Source organism: Synechococcus sp. CCAP 1479/9 (genome assembly GCF_019038535.1).
GTDB lineage: Bacteria > Cyanobacteriota > Cyanobacteriia > PCC-6307 > Cyanobiaceae > Cyanobium.
This window is the reverse complement of record NZ_JAFKRK010000001.1, coordinates 1-14,878: the sequence shown is the minus strand read 5'-3', so window position 1 is coordinate 14,878 and position 14,878 is coordinate 1. Positions and strand designations below refer to the sequence as shown.

The following is a 14,878-nucleotide window of genomic DNA, read 5'->3' as shown; positions in this document are numbered from 1 at the left end:
CCGCCTGGCCGTCACTCAGGCTGCTTGCCCGCCATCAGGGTTTCGATCTTGCGGATCCGCTGAAGGGTGGTCTGCCACACCTCCAGCTGGAAGGCCCGCTCCCCGTCGCCGGCCGCCACAGCCCGGCGGCAGTCCTCCACCAGCGCCTCCAGGTCCTCACGGCGCTCGAAGGCTTCCCAGAGCTGGCGCTCGATCCGGGCCCGCTCGATGAAGTTCCAGCGCTGCAGCCACGACATGGGAAGGGATCGGTGTGGCCCCAGTTAAGCCAGCGGGGACGGCGGCCGGGGATGGGACACTGGGAGCCCACGAACCCGATGGGGGAGCCGCGCGTGAAGGCCATCAGCGTTCTGGGCTCCACCGGATCGATCGGCACCCAGACCCTGGAGATCGTCGAGGAGTTTCCCGATCGCTTCAAGGTGGTGGCCCTCACCGCCGGCAACAACCTGGATCTGCTGGTGGAGCAGATCCTCCGCCATGCCCCGGAGGTGGTGGCCCTGGCCGATGCCGGCCGGCTCGGCGAGCTGGCCGGCCGCCTGGCGGACCTCGAACCGGCCCGGCGTCCCGCCCGTCTGCCCGAGCTCCTGGGGGGCTCCGACGGCCTCTGTGCCGCGGCGGCCTGGGCCAGCGCCGATCTGGTGGTGACCGGCATCGTCGGCTGCGCCGGGCTGCTGCCCACCCTGGCGGCGATCCGCGCCGGCAAGGACCTGGCCCTGGCCAACAAGGAAACCCTGATCGCCGCCGGCCCGGTGGTGCTGCCCGAACTGCAGCGCAGCGGCAGCCGGCTGCTGCCCGCCGATTCGGAGCATTCGGCCCTGTTCCAGTGCCTGCAGGGCACCCCCTGGGCGGACACCGCCCGCCTCTCCACCGGCGTGCCCACCCCGGGCCTGCGGCGGATCCAGCTCACCGCCTCCGGCGGCGCCTTCCGCGACTGGCCCGCCGCCGATCTGGCCAAGGCCACGGTGGCCGATGCCACCAGCCATCCCAACTGGAGCATGGGCCGCAAGATCACGGTGGATTCGGCCACCTTGATGAACAAGGGGCTGGAAGTGATCGAGGCCCACTACCTGTTCGGCCTCGACTACGACCACATCGAGATCGTCATCCACCCCCAGAGCATCATCCACTCGATGGTGGAGCTGGCCGATTCCTCGGTGCTGGCCCAGCTGGGCTGGCCCGACATGAAGCTGCCCCTGCTCTACTGCCTCAGCTGGCCGGAACGGCTGGAGACCCCCTGGCGCCGCCTCGATCTCACCGCCGTGGGCCAGCTCACCTTCCGCGCCCCCGACCGGGAGAAGTACCCCTGCATGGCCCTGGCCTACGCCGCCGGCCGGGCCGGCGGCACCATGCCCGCGGTGCTCAACGCCGCCAACGAGCAGGCGGTGGCCCTGTTCCTGGAGGAGGCGATCCCCTTCCTGGCCATCCCCAAGCTGATCGAGCGGGTCTGCGACCGTCACCGCGCCGATCACCACGGCACCCCCAGCCTCGACGACGTGCTGGCGGTGGACGCCTGGGCCCGCCAGGCCACCCGGGAGGCCGCCGCCGCGCTCCGCAGCCATCCGGCGCCGGCCCTGCCGGCGTGAGCGGGGTCCAGCACCACCTGCTGCTCTGCGCCACCCCCACCAAGGCGCTCTGCGGCGATCCGGCCGTCGGTGCGGCCAGCTGGAACCGCCTCAAGCAGCTGGTGCGGGACCTGGGCCTCGAAGACCCCGGCCGGCCCCAGGGGGTGGTGCTGCGCACCAAGGCCGACTGCCTGCGCGTCTGCTGCGAGGGCCCGGTGCTGCTCATCTGGCCGGAAGGCCTCACCTACGGGGGTGTCACCCCCGAGCGGATCGAGCGCATCGTCCACGAACACGTCATCGGCGGGGTGCCGATCGAGGAGTGGATCGTGCGGCGCACCCCCTTCAGCCGTCCCCTTCCGCCCGACTGAGGCGCTTCAGCCAGCTCACCGCCAGGCGATCGGCCCAGCAGGCCGGTCCGTCACCGGGGGCATGGAAGCCGTTGTGGCCGCCATGGGGCGTGATCACCACCGTGGGAACCGGTCCTGCGCTGGCGCGGCCGGGTAGCGCGGCCGCCAGCTGGCGCAGCGGACTGACCGGCACCCAGGGGTCGTCACCGGCATGGAGCAGCAGGGTGGGGGGCAGGGGCCGGCCCGCGATCAGGGGCGCCAGGGGGCTGGCGGCGTCGTAGTAGGCGGCCACCGAGGCGAAACCCCAGCGCGGGGCGGTGATGGCCGCATCGAAGGCCCGGATCGTGCGGGCCCGAGCGGGCCCCGCCAGCGCCCGGTGTTCGGCCTCCTGCAGCCCGCCCGGATCGGCCAGGGTCTGCTCCCGCAGGCGCTGCATCAGCCAGCGCTGGTACACCCGGTTGCGGCGTCGCTCGAACTGGACGGCGCAGACATTGAGCTCCAGCGGGCTGCTGACGCAGACCAGGCCATCGAAGGCCAGCCCGGCCAGGCTGCCGTTGAGCAGCACCGTGCCCCCCAGGGAGATGCCGGCGCCGAACAGGGGCCGGTCGCCGGCCAGCTGGCGGGCCAGGGCCACGGCGGGACGCAGATCCTCGCTGCAGCAGGCGCAGTAGGTGCCCCGGGCGAGCGGCCGGCCCCGGCCGGCCCCCCGCAGGTTGAGGCGCAGCACGGCGAAGCCCTCGGCGACCAGGGCCAGGGCCAGCCGGCGGGGGCCGGGGCCATCACTGGAGCCCCCCAGCCCGTGCATCACCAGCACCAGGGCGGCCGGCGCGGCCCCGGAGGGGCGGTCCAGCAGCCCCAGCAGCTGACCGCCCTCCGCCAGGGGGATGGTCAGCGCTTCGGCCCGATCGGGGGGGAAGCGCTGGGGATGCAGGGTGTCCCGCAGGGTCTGCAGATCCCCCCCGATCCAGGGGGAGCGCTGGCGGAAGGGGCTCAGGCCGAGGTGCTCGGGGAGCTTGGACACGACCGGGGCCCCACCCTCAGGCCGCCACCTTCACCTTGCCCACGCCCATCGCGCGCAGCTCGCTGAGCAGGCCGTTGAGCACCGCCTTGGCGTCCCCGAACACCATGGCGGTCTGGGGCATCTCGAACAGGGCGTTGTTGATGCCCGCATAGCCCGCACCCAGGCTGCGCTTGACCACGAACACCTGGCGGGCCTGGTCCACCTCCAGCACGGGCATGCCGTAGAGGGGGCTGGTGGGGTCGTTCTTGGCCTGGGGGTTCACCACGTCGTTGGCCCCCAGCACGATCACCACGTCGGTGCGGGGGAACTCGGGGTTGACCAGATCCATCTCCAGCAGCTGCTCGTAGGGCACATCGGCCTCGGCCAGCAGCACGTTCATGTGGCCGGGCATGCGTCCCGCCACCGGATGGATGGCGTAGCTCACCTCCACCCCATGGCTCTCGAGCAGCTTGGCCAGCTCCCGCAGGGAATGCTGGGCCTGGGCCACGGCCAGGCCGTAGCCCGGCACGAACACCACCCGCTCGGCCTGCTCCAGGGCCATGGCGCATTCCTCGGCACTGCAGCTGGTGATGCGGGTGTAGCCCGCCTCGCTGCCGCCGCCACCCACGGCCCCGGCGCTGGCCCCGAGGGCACCGCCGAAGAGCACGGAAACCAGGGAGCGGTTCATGGCGGTGCACATCACCTGGGTGAGGATCAGACCCGCCGCCCCCACCATGGCGCCGGCCACGATCAGCAGCTGGCTGCCCACCACGAAACCGGCCGCCGCCGCCGCCACCCCGGAATAGGAGTTGAGCAGGGAGATGACCACCGGCATGTCGGCCCCGCCGATGGGCAGGGTGACACCGATGCCGAGCAGGGTGGAGCCCCCCATCAGCAGCCACAGGGGCAGGCCGCCGGGATCGCCGGGAAGCAGCAGGGCCGAGACCAGGCAGAGCACCGCCAGGGAGATGTTGACGCCGTGGCGCAGGCGGCTCTGGGTCCAGCCGGGGGTGTCCAGCCAGCCCTGGAGCTTGGCCATGGCCACGATCGAGCCGCTGAAGGTGATGGCGCCGACGAACACCGACACGGCGATCGACACCAGGGCGACGATGTCGGCATCACCGGTGTCGAAGATGGCCACGCCCATGGCCACCAGCAGGGAGGCCATGCCACCGCAGCCGTTGAACAGGGCCACCGTTTCCGGCATGGCGGTCATCGGCACCCGGCGGGCGGTGACCAGGCCGGCCAGGCCGCCGACGGCACTGCCGACGGCGATCCAGAGCCAGGCGATCGGATCGGGGCGGATCTGGATCAGCAGGCCGACCACGGCCAGCCCCATGGCCAGGGCGGCCAGGCCGTTGGCCCCGCGGGCCGAGCTCACCTTCGAGAGACCCTTGATGCCGAGGGCGAGCAGGAGAACGGCCGCCAGATCGATGCCGGCGGCAAAAGCATCCATGGAGAAAGTCATCGGCTGTCGCCCTTGCGGCGGAACATGGCGAGCATGCGATCGGTGACGAGGAAGCCGCCGATCACGTTGTAGAGGGCGAAGCCCAGGGAGAGGGCTCCGATCACCAGCAGGGCCGTGTTGTCCCCGGCCTGCTGGATGAGGGTGAGGGAGGCCAGCACGGTGATGCCGCTGATGGCGTTGGCCCCCGACATCAGCGGGGTGTGCAGGGTGGGTGGCACCTTGCCGATCAGTTCCAGCCCCAGCAGGCTGCCCAGCAGGAGCACCCAGAGGGACTGCGTCAGAAGGCTCATGAACGGGCTCCGATGGGGGACAGGCCGGCGGGCTGGACGATGTCGTCCCGGCGGCAGACACCCGCGTGGGTGAAAAGGCAGCCGTCGAGGATCGGATCCTCCGGATCCAGCCGGAAGCCGTCCTCCCCGAGCACGTGCTCGATGAGGGCGGCGACGTTGCGGGCGTAGAGGGCGCTGGCGTGGTTGGGCACGGTGCTGGGCAGGCCATCGGCCCCGATCAGCAGCACGCCGCGGCGCTCCACCGTGGCCCCGGGGATCGTGCCGAAACAGTTGCCCCCCTGGGCCACGGCCAGATCGACGACCACGGCGCCGGGCCGCATGCCGTCGAGCATGGCCTCGCTGATCAGGCGGGGCGCCGGGCGGCCGGGCACCAGGGCCGTGCAGATGACCATGTCGGCCAGGGCCAGCTGGTCGGCCAGCTGCTGGCGCTGGGCCTCAAGGAACGCCTCGCTGGCCTGGCGGGCGTAGCCCCCCACCTCGGCCGGGGCCTCCTCCTGTGCCGGAGGGTCGATGAAACGCCCGCCGAGGGATTCCACCTGCTCCTTCACCGCCGGCCGCACGTCCGAGACGTAGACCACGCCGCCCAGGCGGCGGGCGGTGGCCAGGGCCTGCAGACCGGCGACCCCGGCCCCCAGGATCAGCACCCGGGAGGGCTGGATCGTGCCCGCCGCCGTCATCAGCATCGGCACGTAGCGATCAAGGGCCGCCGCCGCCAACAGCACCGCCTTGTAGCCGGCGATGTTGGCCTGGGAGGAGAGCACATCCATCGACTGGGCCCGGGTGATCCGGGGCAGCAGTTCGAGGGCGATGGCGGAGGCCCGCCGGTCGTTGAGGGTATCGACCAGGGCCGTGGCGCCGTAGGGGGCCAGCAGCCCCACCAGCAGGGCCCCGGCCTGGAGGCGGGCCAGCACCTCGGGACGCGGCGGCTGGACGCAGAGCACGGCATCGGCCATCTCCCAGTCCCGGGCCTCCCCGTCCCACAGTTCGGCGCCCACGGCGGCGTAGTCGGCGTCGAGGAAGCCGGCCGCCTGGCCCGCCCCCCGTTCCACCTGCAGGGTCGCCCCCTTGGCCACCAGCCGTCTGACCGTCTCGGGGGTCGCGGCGACCCTCCGCTCACCGGGAGCCGTCTCCCTGGGAATCAGCAATTTGACCAACGCGAGGCCACACACACTTCTTCCGCGATAGACAGACCCGCCGGTGACGGCAAGCAACCGTCAGCCAATGTGCGGACACGCCCACCCGGCCCTGGACGGCCCAGCAGAATCGATGGATGGCGCCACCGTCCTTCGATCTGGGTCTGCGCCGCCATGCCGGGGCACCTGGCCCCTCCCCGGCCGCCGGCGGCCCCGAGCCACGGGCCTGGCAGCGGCGCCTGATCCAGCTGCTCCGGGCCCGGTTGGTGGCGGCGAGCCCCGGCGGCCAGGACGTGCTGCTCCACGCCGGTCCCGGTGCCGGCAAGACCCTGGGGGCCCTGCTCGCCTTCCGGCAGCTGCAGCGGGAGGGCCGGCTGGAGCGGTTCGTGGTCTTCTGCCACCGCAGCGCCATCGGCCGCCAGTGGGTCAATGCCGCCGCCCGCCTCGGCCTGGACCTGCGGGAATGGGACGCCCCGGGGGAAGCCCCCCCGTCGCCCGCCGGCCAGGGGCTGCTGCTGAGCTACCAGGCGGCGGCCCTGCACCGCCAGCGCCTGGAGCGGGAGCTGGGCAGCCTGCTGGCGGGCCGACCCTGGCTAGCGATCGCCGACGAGGTGCATCACCTGGGCGTCGATCCCCTGGAACCGGAGGCCACGGCCTGGGGCCACGCCTTCAGCAGCCTCAGCGGCGGCGCCCGGTTGCGGCTGGGGCTGACCGGCACCCCCTTCCGCGCCGACAACCTCGGCTTCTGTGCCGCCCGTCGGATCCGGATGCATGACCAGGACGGGCCGGCCGAGCGGATCATCCCGGACCTCTGCGTCGAGCCCCGGGCCCTGATCGCCGCCGGCGACGTGCGGCCCCTGGAATTCCGCTTCCAGGACGGCTGGGTGGAACACGGGCGACCGGAGGACGGCCGCGAGCGCGAGACCTCCCCCCTGTCGGCGGAGCAGCGGGAGAGCTGGCGGGCCCGCAACCTGCGTCGGGCCATCCGGCCCGGGGATCGGGGCGGGATCGCCCTGCGGCTGCTGCTCCAGGCCCGCCGCCGCCTGGAGAGGGTGCGGCTGGAGCATCCGGGGGCCGGCGGGCTGGTGGTGGCCCGCGACATCGGCCACGCCGGCGCCATCGCCGACCTGCTGGCCCAGGAGGGGGACCGGGTGCACCTGGTGCACTCCCAGGATCCGGAGGCCGCCCGCCACCTGGCCGCGTTCCAGGCCGGAGACGCCGACTGGCTGGTGAGCATCGACATGTGCGCCGAAGGCTTCGACGCCCCGCGGCTGCGGGTGGTGGCCTACCTCACCACCGTGGTCACCCGCAGCCGCTTCGTGCAGGCGATCACCAGGGCCGTGCGCATGGACGGGGATCGCTCCGGTCAGGAATCCATCCCACGGCGACCGTCCTATGTGTTCGCTCCGGCCGATCCGCTGCTGATCGGCTACGCCCGGGGCTGGACCGTGAGCGAGCCCTACGTGATCCGCCCGCGCCCGTCGGAGATGGCAGCCGCCGGGGGCAGCCCGTCGGGCAGCGGCGAGCGACTGCCGCTGCAGGCCCTGGCGGACGACGCCGGGCGGATGATCAGCGTCAGCGGCCCCGTGCTGCCGAACATCGGGCGCCGGTCGGCCTGAAGTCGCCCATCGGCTTAATTTTTGGCTTTGATTGGCTTGTTGCCGGCGCTTTTCCTGCAACGATGTGACAACCAACACCGTCGTTGCGCCCACCAGCCGCCAACGTGGGCACCACAGGACATCCACCGAGATCACCCCGATGGACAGGCCAAGAGACGACGCCAGCGATCACGACGGTTTTTCCGATACCCCGCTCGATGCGGCGGTCCATCGACGTGTGACCGTGGCCGTCTGCTGGGCCCTGGCCCGCAGGGCCGCCCTGGACGGCCGTGAGCTGTTCGAGGACAGCTACGCCATCAACGAGGAATTCCGTGAGTGGCTCCTCACCCTTGAGGACCACCCCGAACTGCTTCAGGCCAACGTGCTGATGGTGCCGAGGGACCTGCACCTGGATCGCCGACCGGAAACCGACGGACTGCTGGAGATCTGAGGTCTCCGGAGATGGAACGTCTCCGGAGTTCTGGGGGGCAGGGAACTGGCTGGCCGGGCCAGGCTCAGCGGCGTCGGGGACCGCCCGGGCGGTTGCCGCCGGGCCGGGGGCCGGTGGCGCCGGCATTGCGTTCCCGGTAGGTGATGCGCCCACGGGTCAGGTCGTAGGGGCTGATCTCGACCAGCACCTTGTCGCCGGCCAGAAGCTTGATGCGGAACTTGGTGAGCTTGCCCGCCGCCCGGCAGAGGCACTGGTGACCGGCAGGCTGCTCGAGGGTGACGAGGTAAAACCCGTTGCCCTGCTCCTTTTCGATCACACCGGACGTTTCGATCATGCGGGAAGGCTGGCGTAAGGACAACAACAGTCCACCAGCTTAGGCGCCTAGCGTGCCCCACCTCCCGGCGCCAGACCCGACGCCGGGTCGCCCCCCCCCCCCGCCACACGCAGGCCGGTACGGAGCGATAGGGTCGGCCCGCCGCCCGCATCCAGCCCCCATGATCCTTCCCCCCATTGCGATGGATCTGGGCCTGCTGCTGATCTCGATCGGCGTGGTCAACCTCTGGCGGGCCAGGGAAAGCTCCTGACAGCAGCGGCGGTGACCACCACCCTGCTCTTCCACAAGCCCTACGGGGTGCTCAGCCAGTTCCGGCCCGAACCCGGCAGCGCCTGGGGCAGCCTGGCGGACCACATCGATCGTCCCGGCGTCTATGCCGCCGGCCGGCTGGATGCGGACAGCGAAGGACTGCTGGTACTCACCGACGATGGCCGTCTCCAGGCCAGGCTCACCGATCCGGCCTGGGGTCACTGGCGCCGCTATCTGGTGCAGGTGGAGGGAATCATCACCGAGGCGGCCCTCGACAGCCTCATCCGGGGGGTGATGGTGAAGGGACGCCGCACCCTGCCGGCCCGGGCCAGGGCGGTGGAGGATCCCGCTCTGCCGGAGAGGGATCCGCCGATCAGGCACCGCCTGCGGGTGCCGACCGCGTGGCTGGAGGTGGAGCTGCGGGAGGGGCGCAACCGGCAGGTGCGGCGCATGACCGCGGCGGTGGGGCTGCCCACCCTGCGCCTGCTGCGCACGGCGATCGACCTGATGGATGGGGGCCCGCCGCTGGATCTGGCCGGGCTGGCCCCGGGCGTCTGGCGGGAGGTGAGCCCCGGAGAGCGGCAACGGCTGGGGGCGCTGCTCAGACGGTCAGCGCGTCCTTCAGCTCCCTGACGGTCTGCAGCTGGCCGTAGTAGTAGTTGGCCCGGGCACGGCGGTCGGGATCCTCGAGGGTGTCGAAGGCATCGAAGCCCAGGGAGGCCCAGAGCTCATGGCCGCAGGCGCGGGTGAGCTCGGCGATCGCCTCCTCCTCCAGGTTGGCCAGACGCCGCTGCAGGTTCTTGATCTGGGAAATCGCCATGGCCGCCGCCAAACGCCGCAATAGTACACACGAACTGGCGAGCCGGGCCGCTCAGAACGGCAGCTTCTTCTTGGCTTCCTTGTCGAGGTCCGACTCCATCTCCCGCAGGCGCCGCAGGATCGTGTCGTAGTACTCCTTGAGGTACTCCTCCAGGCGGGTGGTCTCGGCCGCATCGAGACCGAAGGCGGCATAGCTGGCCTCCATCGGCGCCGTAAGGGGCTCGCCTCCCCCCACCACCTCGGCGAAGGCGAGGCGCTCGGCCACGTTCAGGCTGGCTTCGAAGAATCCCGTGATCGCCTGCATCAGCTGCAGCAGCACCGGTGGCACCCGGAACACCCGGGCCTCGCGGCCGCTGTAGCGCTCGCAGAGCTGGGTGATCTCCCCGGTGGTCCAGGCCCGGGGACCGACGACGGGGAACGCCTGCCGAACCGTCTCCGGACGCTCCAGGGCGGCCACGGCGAAGCGCGCCACATCCTGGGTGTTCATGTAGGCGATCGGGGTCGGGGCCCCGCTCACCCAGACGGTCTGGCTCTCCAGCACCGGGATGGCGAACTGGCTGATCAGGCCCTGCATGAAGGCGACGCAGCGCAGGATCGTGTAGTCGAGGTCGGAGGCCTCGAGCCAGTCCTCCGTGCAGGCCTTGATGTCCATCAGCGGCACGCTGCGGTGGCGGGCCGCATCGAGCAGGGAGACGAACACCAGCCGGCGCAGACCGGCCCGGCCACAGGCCGCGAACAGGTTCTGCTTGCCGGCCCAGTCGATGTCGTAGGCACTGCCGCCATCGGTGGCCCGGGCCGTGGCGGCGTCGATCACCGCCTCCTGGCCCTCGAGGGCGTAATCGAGGCTGTCGGGCTCGAGCAGGTCACCACGGGTGAGGTCGCAGCCCCATTCCTGGAGAAAGGCGGCCTTGCGCGGCGACCGCACCACACAGCGCACGACATGGCCCGCGTCAAGGGCGCGACGGGCGATCTGGCGACCGAGGGTTCCTGTTCCGCCGATGACAAGAACCTTCATGGACCCCAGCAAAGGAAGCGGGCTGAGCCTAGTGGTGCGTCCGGCGCCGGCGCGATCCGGGACTTCAGTCGTTGAGGAGCTTGAGCAGCAGGGCGCCGCCCGCCAGGCCGACGGGGATCAGCACCCAGAAGATGGCGGCGGTGCCGAAGATTTCAGAGGCCATGGCCCGGACAAGGGGGAACGGGGTACCTATCTAGCAGCCGTCGCGGCCACGAGGCCCCGGGCCGTGGCCACGATCACCGGCCAGGGAGCCTCACTGCGGAGCTGACCGGCCATGACGCCGCTGGCGGCGGAGGCGAACCCCTGCGCCGACAGTGCCGCCACCAGGTCGGCCAGCGGCGGGGGGCCCTGGCCCAGCCGGCGGGCGATGGCATCCACGGGCCAGCAGCGGGGGGTGGTGGCCGGATCGGCCCGGAGCCGTTCCAGCAGCCGCCGGCCCGGGCGGTCGAGGTGGGCACCGCCGGCCTCGGCCTCCTGGAGCATGGTCGTGAGCGTGGCGGGATCCTGCAGGGGGCCGATCCAGAGGGGGCCGCTCACCGCCAGGGGCGGGACCTCACCGGATGGCGCCCCGGGGCAGCCGCAGGGCCGCCACCGCCCCAGCCGTCCCAGGCTCTGCACCTGCTGGTCCCCGCAGCCGTGGCAGTGGGCCACCAGGCCCAGCTGACCCTCCTCGCCGCGGGCGGGGTGGCGTTCCAGCCGCAGGGCGGTGCGGAAGGCCCGTCCTTCACTGAAGCTGAGCAGGGGGGTGATGCCGCGGCCCATCGCCCAGGCGCTGCGGGCCAGCAGCCCCAGCTGCAGGCGCAGGGCCATCTCCCAGCTGGCGGGGTGGGCCCGGGCGGCGGCGCCGAAACGGCGCAGGGCGGCCCGGCGGTCGTGGCCCGTGGCGGAGCGTCCATCGGTGCTGGCCAGGTAGAGCACCCCGCCGAAGGCCACCGCCTCCAGGGCCAGGGGAACAAGGGCGGCGGGACAGCCGAAGGCGTCGAGATCCACCAGCTCGAAGCGGCGCCCCTCGACCAGGCAGCCCGCCAGCAGCTGCTGGGCCGTGGCGGCACCCACCTGCCGTTCCACCGCCGCCGGCAGGCCGGCGAGATTCCGCTCCAGCAGCGGCAGCCGGTCGGGGTCGGCGTCGTTGGCCCACACCGCCGTGGCGCCCCCTTCGAGGCCATAGCGGAGGGCCCGGATGCCGCAGCCCGCCATGCCATCGAGCACCCGCACGGACCCGCCCGCCGCCCCGGCGGCCAGGCTCCGGACCAGCAGGACGCCGAAGTCCCTGGCCGGCCGGGAGGCGGGCCGGAAGAATCCGTCACCGGTCTCCAGCACGGCCGCCCCTTCGCAATAGTGATCAGGTCCGCTCACGTCCGGATCCTTGCCGCAGCCATCGGTGTCGTCCGCCGACCCCCAGCCTGCCTCCGGGGAGGGCCCGGCGCCGGAGGGGGCCGACTGGGGGGAGCACGCCCTCTGGACCTGGAAGGGCCACGGCTGCCACTGGCGCCGCCTGGGGGAAAGCGGCCGGCCGGCCGTGGTACTGCTGCACGGTTTCGGGGCCGGCAGCGGCCACTGGCGCCGCAATGCCGGTGCCCTGGCGGCGGCGGGGTGGTGCGTCTACGGGCTCGACCTGATCGGCTTCGGTGCCTCCAGCCAACCGGGGACCCATCGCCATCAAGCCCTGGACAACCGGCTCTGGGCTCGCCAGGTGCAGGCGTTCCTGGCGGAGGTGGTCGGCGGGCCGGCGGTGCTGGTGGGCCATTCCCTCGGCGGCCTGGTGGCCCTCACCTGCAGCGTGTTCTTCCCCACCTGGGTGCGCGCCGTGGTGGCGGCCCCCCTCCCCGACCCCAGCCTGCTGATGGCCCAGCGGCGGCAGCCCCGGCGCCGGCCCTGGCGGCGGCGCCTGAAGCGGCGGGGGATCCAGCTGCTGCTGCGGCTGCTTCCCCTGGAGCTGGTGGTGCCCCTGCTGGCCCATTCCCCGCTGCTCGACCTGGGCATCCAGTCGGCCTACCACCACCCGGTGATCGGTGACCAGGAGCTGCGCCGGGTGATCGCCCGCCCCGCCCGGCGGCCCGGCGCGGTGCGGGCCCTGCGGGCGATGAGCATCGGCATGGCCCTGCGGCCCCATCGGGCCACGGCCGTCTCCCTGCTGCAGCGGCCGGGGCGGCCCACCCTGCTGATCTGGGGGGGCCAGGACCGGCTGGTGCCGGTGGAGGTGGCCCGGCAGTGCCTCGGCCTGCGCAGCGACCTCGTCCTGCAGGTCATTGCCCAGTGCGGCCACTGTCCCCACGACGAAACCCCCGACGCCTTCCACGGCGCGGTGCTCCCGTGGCTGGAACGTCTGGGGAACGGCTGACTCCAGGGCTCACCCCGGCGCGTAGTTTTGGGAGGACCATCCCGGTCGCCGTTCCGGTCCCCCGCAGCACTCCGCTCCCGACCCCGACATGAAGCACACCCTCTCGGTGCTGGTGGAAGACGAATCGGGGGCCCTCAGCCGCATCTCCGGTCTGTTCGCCCGGCGGGGCTTCAATATCGAGAGCCTGGCGGTGGGGCCGGCCGAGCACCGCGGCATGTCCCGGCTCACGATGGTGGTGGAAGGGGACGACCGCACCCTCGAGCAGATGACCAAGCAGCTCAACAAGCTGATCAACGTGCTTGGCGTCATTGACCTCTCCACCATTCCTGCCGTGGAGCGGGAGCTGATGCTGCTGAAGGTGGCGGCACCGGCCGAGAACCGCGGCGCCATCTTCGATCTGGTACAGGTGTTCCGGGCCAAGGTGGTGGATGTGGCCGACGATGCCCTCACCCTCGAGGTGGTGGGGGATCCGGGCAAGCTGGTGGCCCTGGAGCGCCTGCTCGAGACCTACGGCATCCTCGAGATCGCCCGCACGGGCAAGGTGGCGCTGGAGCGGGCCTCGGGGGTGAACACCGAGCTGCTCAAGGCCACCGTCTCCGACAAGCGGGTCCCGGCCTGAAGGCAGCCGGTTCCGCCACAGGCGACCTCAGGGCTTCTTGTTCTGGACCAGCGTGCCGCCTTCGATCACCCGGGCCCGGATCAGCTTGTCCCCCTGCTGGATCCGGTCGATCACGTCCATCCCCTTGCTGACCCGGCCGAACACCGCGTAGCGGCCGTCCAGCTCGGGCAAGGCCTGAAGGGCCACGTAAAACTGGGCGCTGGCCGAATTGGGATCGTTCGAGCGGGCCATGGCCACGGCGCCACGCTCGTGGCTGAGGGCCAGCTGGCGGGTGACGGTCGGGGAGGTGATCTCCTCCCCGTAGCGGGGTTCCTGCTCGCCGTCGAGCTTGAGCTCCAGGGGGATGCGCCGGGACTCGCCACTGGCCGGGTCGACGAAGCCGCCCGAGCCGTAGTCGCTGGCGGGCACCTTGGGATCGGCGCTGCTGGGGTCACCGCCCTGGACCACGAACGGGACCGGCTCCTTCACCACCCGGTGGAAGACCGTGCCGTTGTACACGCCCCGGCGGACGAGATCGACAAAGTTTCCGGCCGTAAGCGGGGACGTCGCCCCATCGAGGGTCAGCTCCACCGGCCCCTTGCTGGTCTCCATCGCCACCACGGCCGTGCCCTTGAGACAGGGGGTGGTGGCCGCTTCGCAGCCCATGGGTCGGTTGCCGGTGTCGGCGGCGCAGGCCGCCAGGCCGAGGGGGGTCAGGCCCAGCAGCACCAGAAGCAGCAGGCGCCAGCCGAGGCCGGCGGCTTTCGTGGTGGACCGCATCGTCAGATGCCCTCCAGGGGGACGCCCAGGAAACGGGCCAGGCGGGCACCGGCCAGCTCCAGATCCGCCAGGGGCATCGGCTCCCCCACCCGGGTCAGGGGCATGTCCCTTCGGCCCTGCACCCGCAGGGCCAGGCGTCGCTGGGGGCTGAGGCCGTCCCGCACCTCCACCTTCACCGCCTGGATCTCCCGCAGGGGGATCACCACCTCGATCAGCTGGCGGAAGCCGCGGCGGCTGATGCGGGCTTCCCCGGACCCGCGGTCGAAACGGTTCAGTCCAGAGCCCACATCAATGGTGATGACCAGCCAGAGGTAGGTGGCCAGCAGCAGCGCCGCCACGCCGTAGAGGCCCATCACCAGCCCCTGCGGCACCCAGACCAGGGCGGCGGGATGGCCAATGGGCAGCAGGTCACGGCCGAACCGGCTGGAGGCACTGGTGAGCACGAAGCCGATGCCACCGATGGTCACGGCCGCAGCCACCAGCAGGTTGGAGAGACGCCGGGAGCCGAGCACCGGCTGCTCCAGCACCTGCTCGTCGGCCGAAGGGGAAGCGACGCCGGGCGAAGCCATGCGGTCAGAGGGGGCGATGGGCCGCCATCCTGCCGCGAAGCGTGCCGGAGGCGTCAGTTTCAGCCCATGTCGCCCGGCGCGGGAGGCGGATCAACGTTGTTACCATCCCCCGGTAACCCACAGCCCTGCGGGTCATCCGCACCGCTTTCACCCATGACGATCGCCCTAGGGCGTGCACCGGCCACGCGTGGATGGTTCGACGTCCTCGACGACTGGCTCAAGCGCGACCGCTTCGTTTTCGTGGGGTGGTCCGGTCTGCTGCTCTTCCCCACGGCCTATCTGGCCCTGGGCGGCTGGCTCACCGGCACCACCTTCGCCACCTCCTGG

19 protein-coding genes and 1 pseudogene are annotated in these 14,878 nt (G+C 72.0%); 8 read left to right on the top strand and 12 right to left on the bottom strand.

The window, feature by feature from the left end; genetic code table 11:
• Positions 1 to 11 precede the first annotated feature (11 nt).
• The gene (locus KUG38_RS00100) at positions 12 to 236 is read right to left on the bottom strand and encodes a hypothetical protein (protein WP_094583937.1); all 225 of its coding nucleotides are present in this window, start codon (positions 234 to 236) and stop codon (positions 12 to 14) included.
• A 93-nt stretch (positions 237 to 329) separates the two neighbouring features.
• Between KUG38_RS00100 and KUG38_RS00095 the strand changes: the two genes are divergently transcribed.
• Positions 330 to 1,580, top strand: a complete 1,251-nt coding sequence (locus KUG38_RS00095; protein WP_216918553.1) for a 1-deoxy-D-xylulose-5-phosphate reductoisomerase — start codon at positions 330 to 332, stop codon at positions 1,578 to 1,580.
• A complete protein-coding gene (locus KUG38_RS00090; protein ID WP_094583936.1) occupies positions 1,577 to 1,927 on the top strand; it encodes a (2Fe-2S) ferredoxin domain-containing protein in 351 nt (116 codons plus the stop codon). The genes KUG38_RS00095 and KUG38_RS00090 overlap by 4 nt, the downstream gene beginning before the upstream one ends.
• On the opposite strand, the gene KUG38_RS00085 is transcribed toward KUG38_RS00090, so the two are convergent.
• Genes KUG38_RS00085 through KUG38_RS00070 form a run of 4 tightly spaced genes read right to left on the bottom strand, consistent with a single transcriptional unit; the run spans position 1,902 to position 5,818 of the window.
• Positions 1,902 to 2,927 (bottom strand): YheT family hydrolase, encoded by a 1,026-nt coding sequence (locus KUG38_RS00085; protein ID WP_216918487.1) that lies wholly within the window; start codon positions 2,925 to 2,927, stop codon positions 1,902 to 1,904. The genes KUG38_RS00090 and KUG38_RS00085 overlap by 26 nt on opposite strands.
• A gap of 16 nt (positions 2,928 to 2,943) precedes the next feature.
• Positions 2,944 to 4,374: an NAD(P)(+) transhydrogenase (Re/Si-specific) subunit beta gene (locus KUG38_RS00080; protein ID WP_216918486.1), complete on the bottom strand. Its 1,431-nt coding sequence runs from the start codon at positions 4,372 to 4,374 to the stop codon at positions 2,944 to 2,946.
• A complete protein-coding gene (locus KUG38_RS00075) occupies positions 4,371 to 4,664 on the bottom strand; it encodes an NAD(P) transhydrogenase subunit alpha part 2 (protein ID WP_015108787.1) in 294 nt (97 codons plus the stop codon). The genes KUG38_RS00080 and KUG38_RS00075 overlap by 4 nt, the downstream gene beginning before the upstream one ends.
• Positions 4,661 to 5,818: an NAD(P) transhydrogenase subunit alpha gene (locus KUG38_RS00070; RefSeq protein ID WP_286195448.1), complete on the bottom strand. Its 1,158-nt coding sequence runs from the start codon at positions 5,816 to 5,818 to the stop codon at positions 4,661 to 4,663. Before KUG38_RS00070 ends, KUG38_RS00075 begins: the two co-directional genes overlap by 4 nt.
• Positions 5,819 to 5,934: 116 nt before the next feature.
• On the opposite strand from KUG38_RS00070, the gene KUG38_RS00065 reads away from it, so the two are divergent.
• A complete protein-coding gene (locus tag KUG38_RS00065; protein WP_216918484.1) occupies positions 5,935 to 7,416 on the top strand; it encodes a DEAD/DEAH box helicase in 1,482 nt (493 codons plus the stop codon).
• 139 nt (positions 7,417 to 7,555) lie between these two features.
• The gene (locus KUG38_RS00060) at positions 7,556 to 7,846 is read left to right on the top strand and encodes a DUF8673 family protein (protein ID WP_094583933.1); all 291 of its coding nucleotides are present in this window, start codon (positions 7,556 to 7,558) and stop codon (positions 7,844 to 7,846) included.
• A gap of 64 nt (positions 7,847 to 7,910) precedes the next feature.
• Here KUG38_RS00060 and infA read toward each other — a convergent pair whose 3' ends face one another.
• Complete coding sequence (gene infA, locus KUG38_RS00055) at positions 7,911 to 8,180, bottom strand: translation initiation factor IF-1 (protein WP_015108791.1); 270 nt, start codon at positions 8,178 to 8,180, stop codon at positions 7,911 to 7,913.
• Between the two features lie 261 nt (positions 8,181 to 8,441).
• Here infA and KUG38_RS00050 point away from each other — a divergent pair, with 261 nt between their 5' ends.
• Complete coding sequence (locus KUG38_RS00050) at positions 8,442 to 9,062, top strand: pseudouridine synthase (protein WP_216918483.1); 621 nt, start codon at positions 8,442 to 8,444, stop codon at positions 9,060 to 9,062.
• Here KUG38_RS00050 and KUG38_RS00045 read toward each other — a convergent pair.
• The 4 genes from KUG38_RS00045 to KUG38_RS00030 form a co-directional block, all read right to left on the bottom strand.
• A complete protein-coding gene (locus tag KUG38_RS00045) occupies positions 9,031 to 9,249 on the bottom strand; it encodes a DUF8669 family protein (protein ID WP_094583931.1) in 219 nt (72 codons plus the stop codon). The two genes, KUG38_RS00050 and KUG38_RS00045, sit on opposite strands and share 32 nt — an antisense overlap.
• A 51-nt stretch (positions 9,250 to 9,300) precedes the next feature.
• The gene (locus KUG38_RS00040) at positions 9,301 to 10,263 is read right to left on the bottom strand and encodes an NAD(P)H-binding protein (RefSeq protein ID WP_216918482.1); all 963 of its coding nucleotides are present in this window, start codon (positions 10,261 to 10,263) and stop codon (positions 9,301 to 9,303) included.
• A gap of 64 nt (positions 10,264 to 10,327) precedes the next feature.
• The gene (gene petM / locus KUG38_RS00035; RefSeq protein ID WP_015108796.1) at positions 10,328 to 10,426 is read right to left on the bottom strand and encodes a cytochrome b6-f complex subunit PetM; all 99 of its coding nucleotides are present in this window, start codon (positions 10,424 to 10,426) and stop codon (positions 10,328 to 10,330) included.
• Positions 10,427 to 10,452: 26 nt separating this feature from the next.
• A complete protein-coding gene (locus tag KUG38_RS00030) occupies positions 10,453 to 11,619 on the bottom strand; it encodes a N2,N2-dimethylguanosine tRNA methyltransferase (RefSeq protein WP_353617660.1) in 1,167 nt (388 codons plus the stop codon).
• A gap of 25 nt (positions 11,620 to 11,644) precedes the next feature.
• Here KUG38_RS00030 and KUG38_RS00025 point away from each other — a divergent pair, with 25 nt between their 5' ends.
• Together KUG38_RS00025 and ilvN are read left to right on the top strand one after the other, a co-directional pair.
• Positions 11,645 to 12,604: an alpha/beta fold hydrolase gene (locus KUG38_RS00025; RefSeq protein ID WP_216918481.1), complete on the top strand. Its 960-nt coding sequence runs from the start codon at positions 11,645 to 11,647 to the stop codon at positions 12,602 to 12,604.
• A gap of 88 nt (positions 12,605 to 12,692) precedes the next feature.
• Complete coding sequence (gene ilvN / locus KUG38_RS00020; protein WP_094583928.1) at positions 12,693 to 13,223, top strand: acetolactate synthase small subunit; 531 nt, start codon at positions 12,693 to 12,695, stop codon at positions 13,221 to 13,223.
• A gap of 27 nt (positions 13,224 to 13,250) precedes the next feature.
• On the opposite strand, the gene KUG38_RS00015 is transcribed toward ilvN, so the two are convergent.
• Entirely contained in the window at positions 13,251 to 13,982 is a 732-nt protein-coding gene (locus KUG38_RS00015) for a peptidylprolyl isomerase (protein WP_216918480.1), read from the bottom strand.
• A gap of 2 nt (positions 13,983 to 13,984) precedes the next feature.
• Positions 13,985 to 14,551 (bottom strand): photosystem I assembly protein Ycf4, encoded by a 567-nt coding sequence (locus tag KUG38_RS00010; protein WP_216918479.1) that lies wholly within the window; start codon positions 14,549 to 14,551, stop codon positions 13,985 to 13,987.
• Positions 14,552 to 14,704: 153 nt separating this feature from the next.
• Between KUG38_RS00010 and KUG38_RS00005 the strand changes: the two are divergent.
• Positions 14,705 to 14,878, top strand: a pseudogene (locus KUG38_RS00005) (photosystem II D2 protein (photosystem q(a) protein)); the annotation flags it as partial.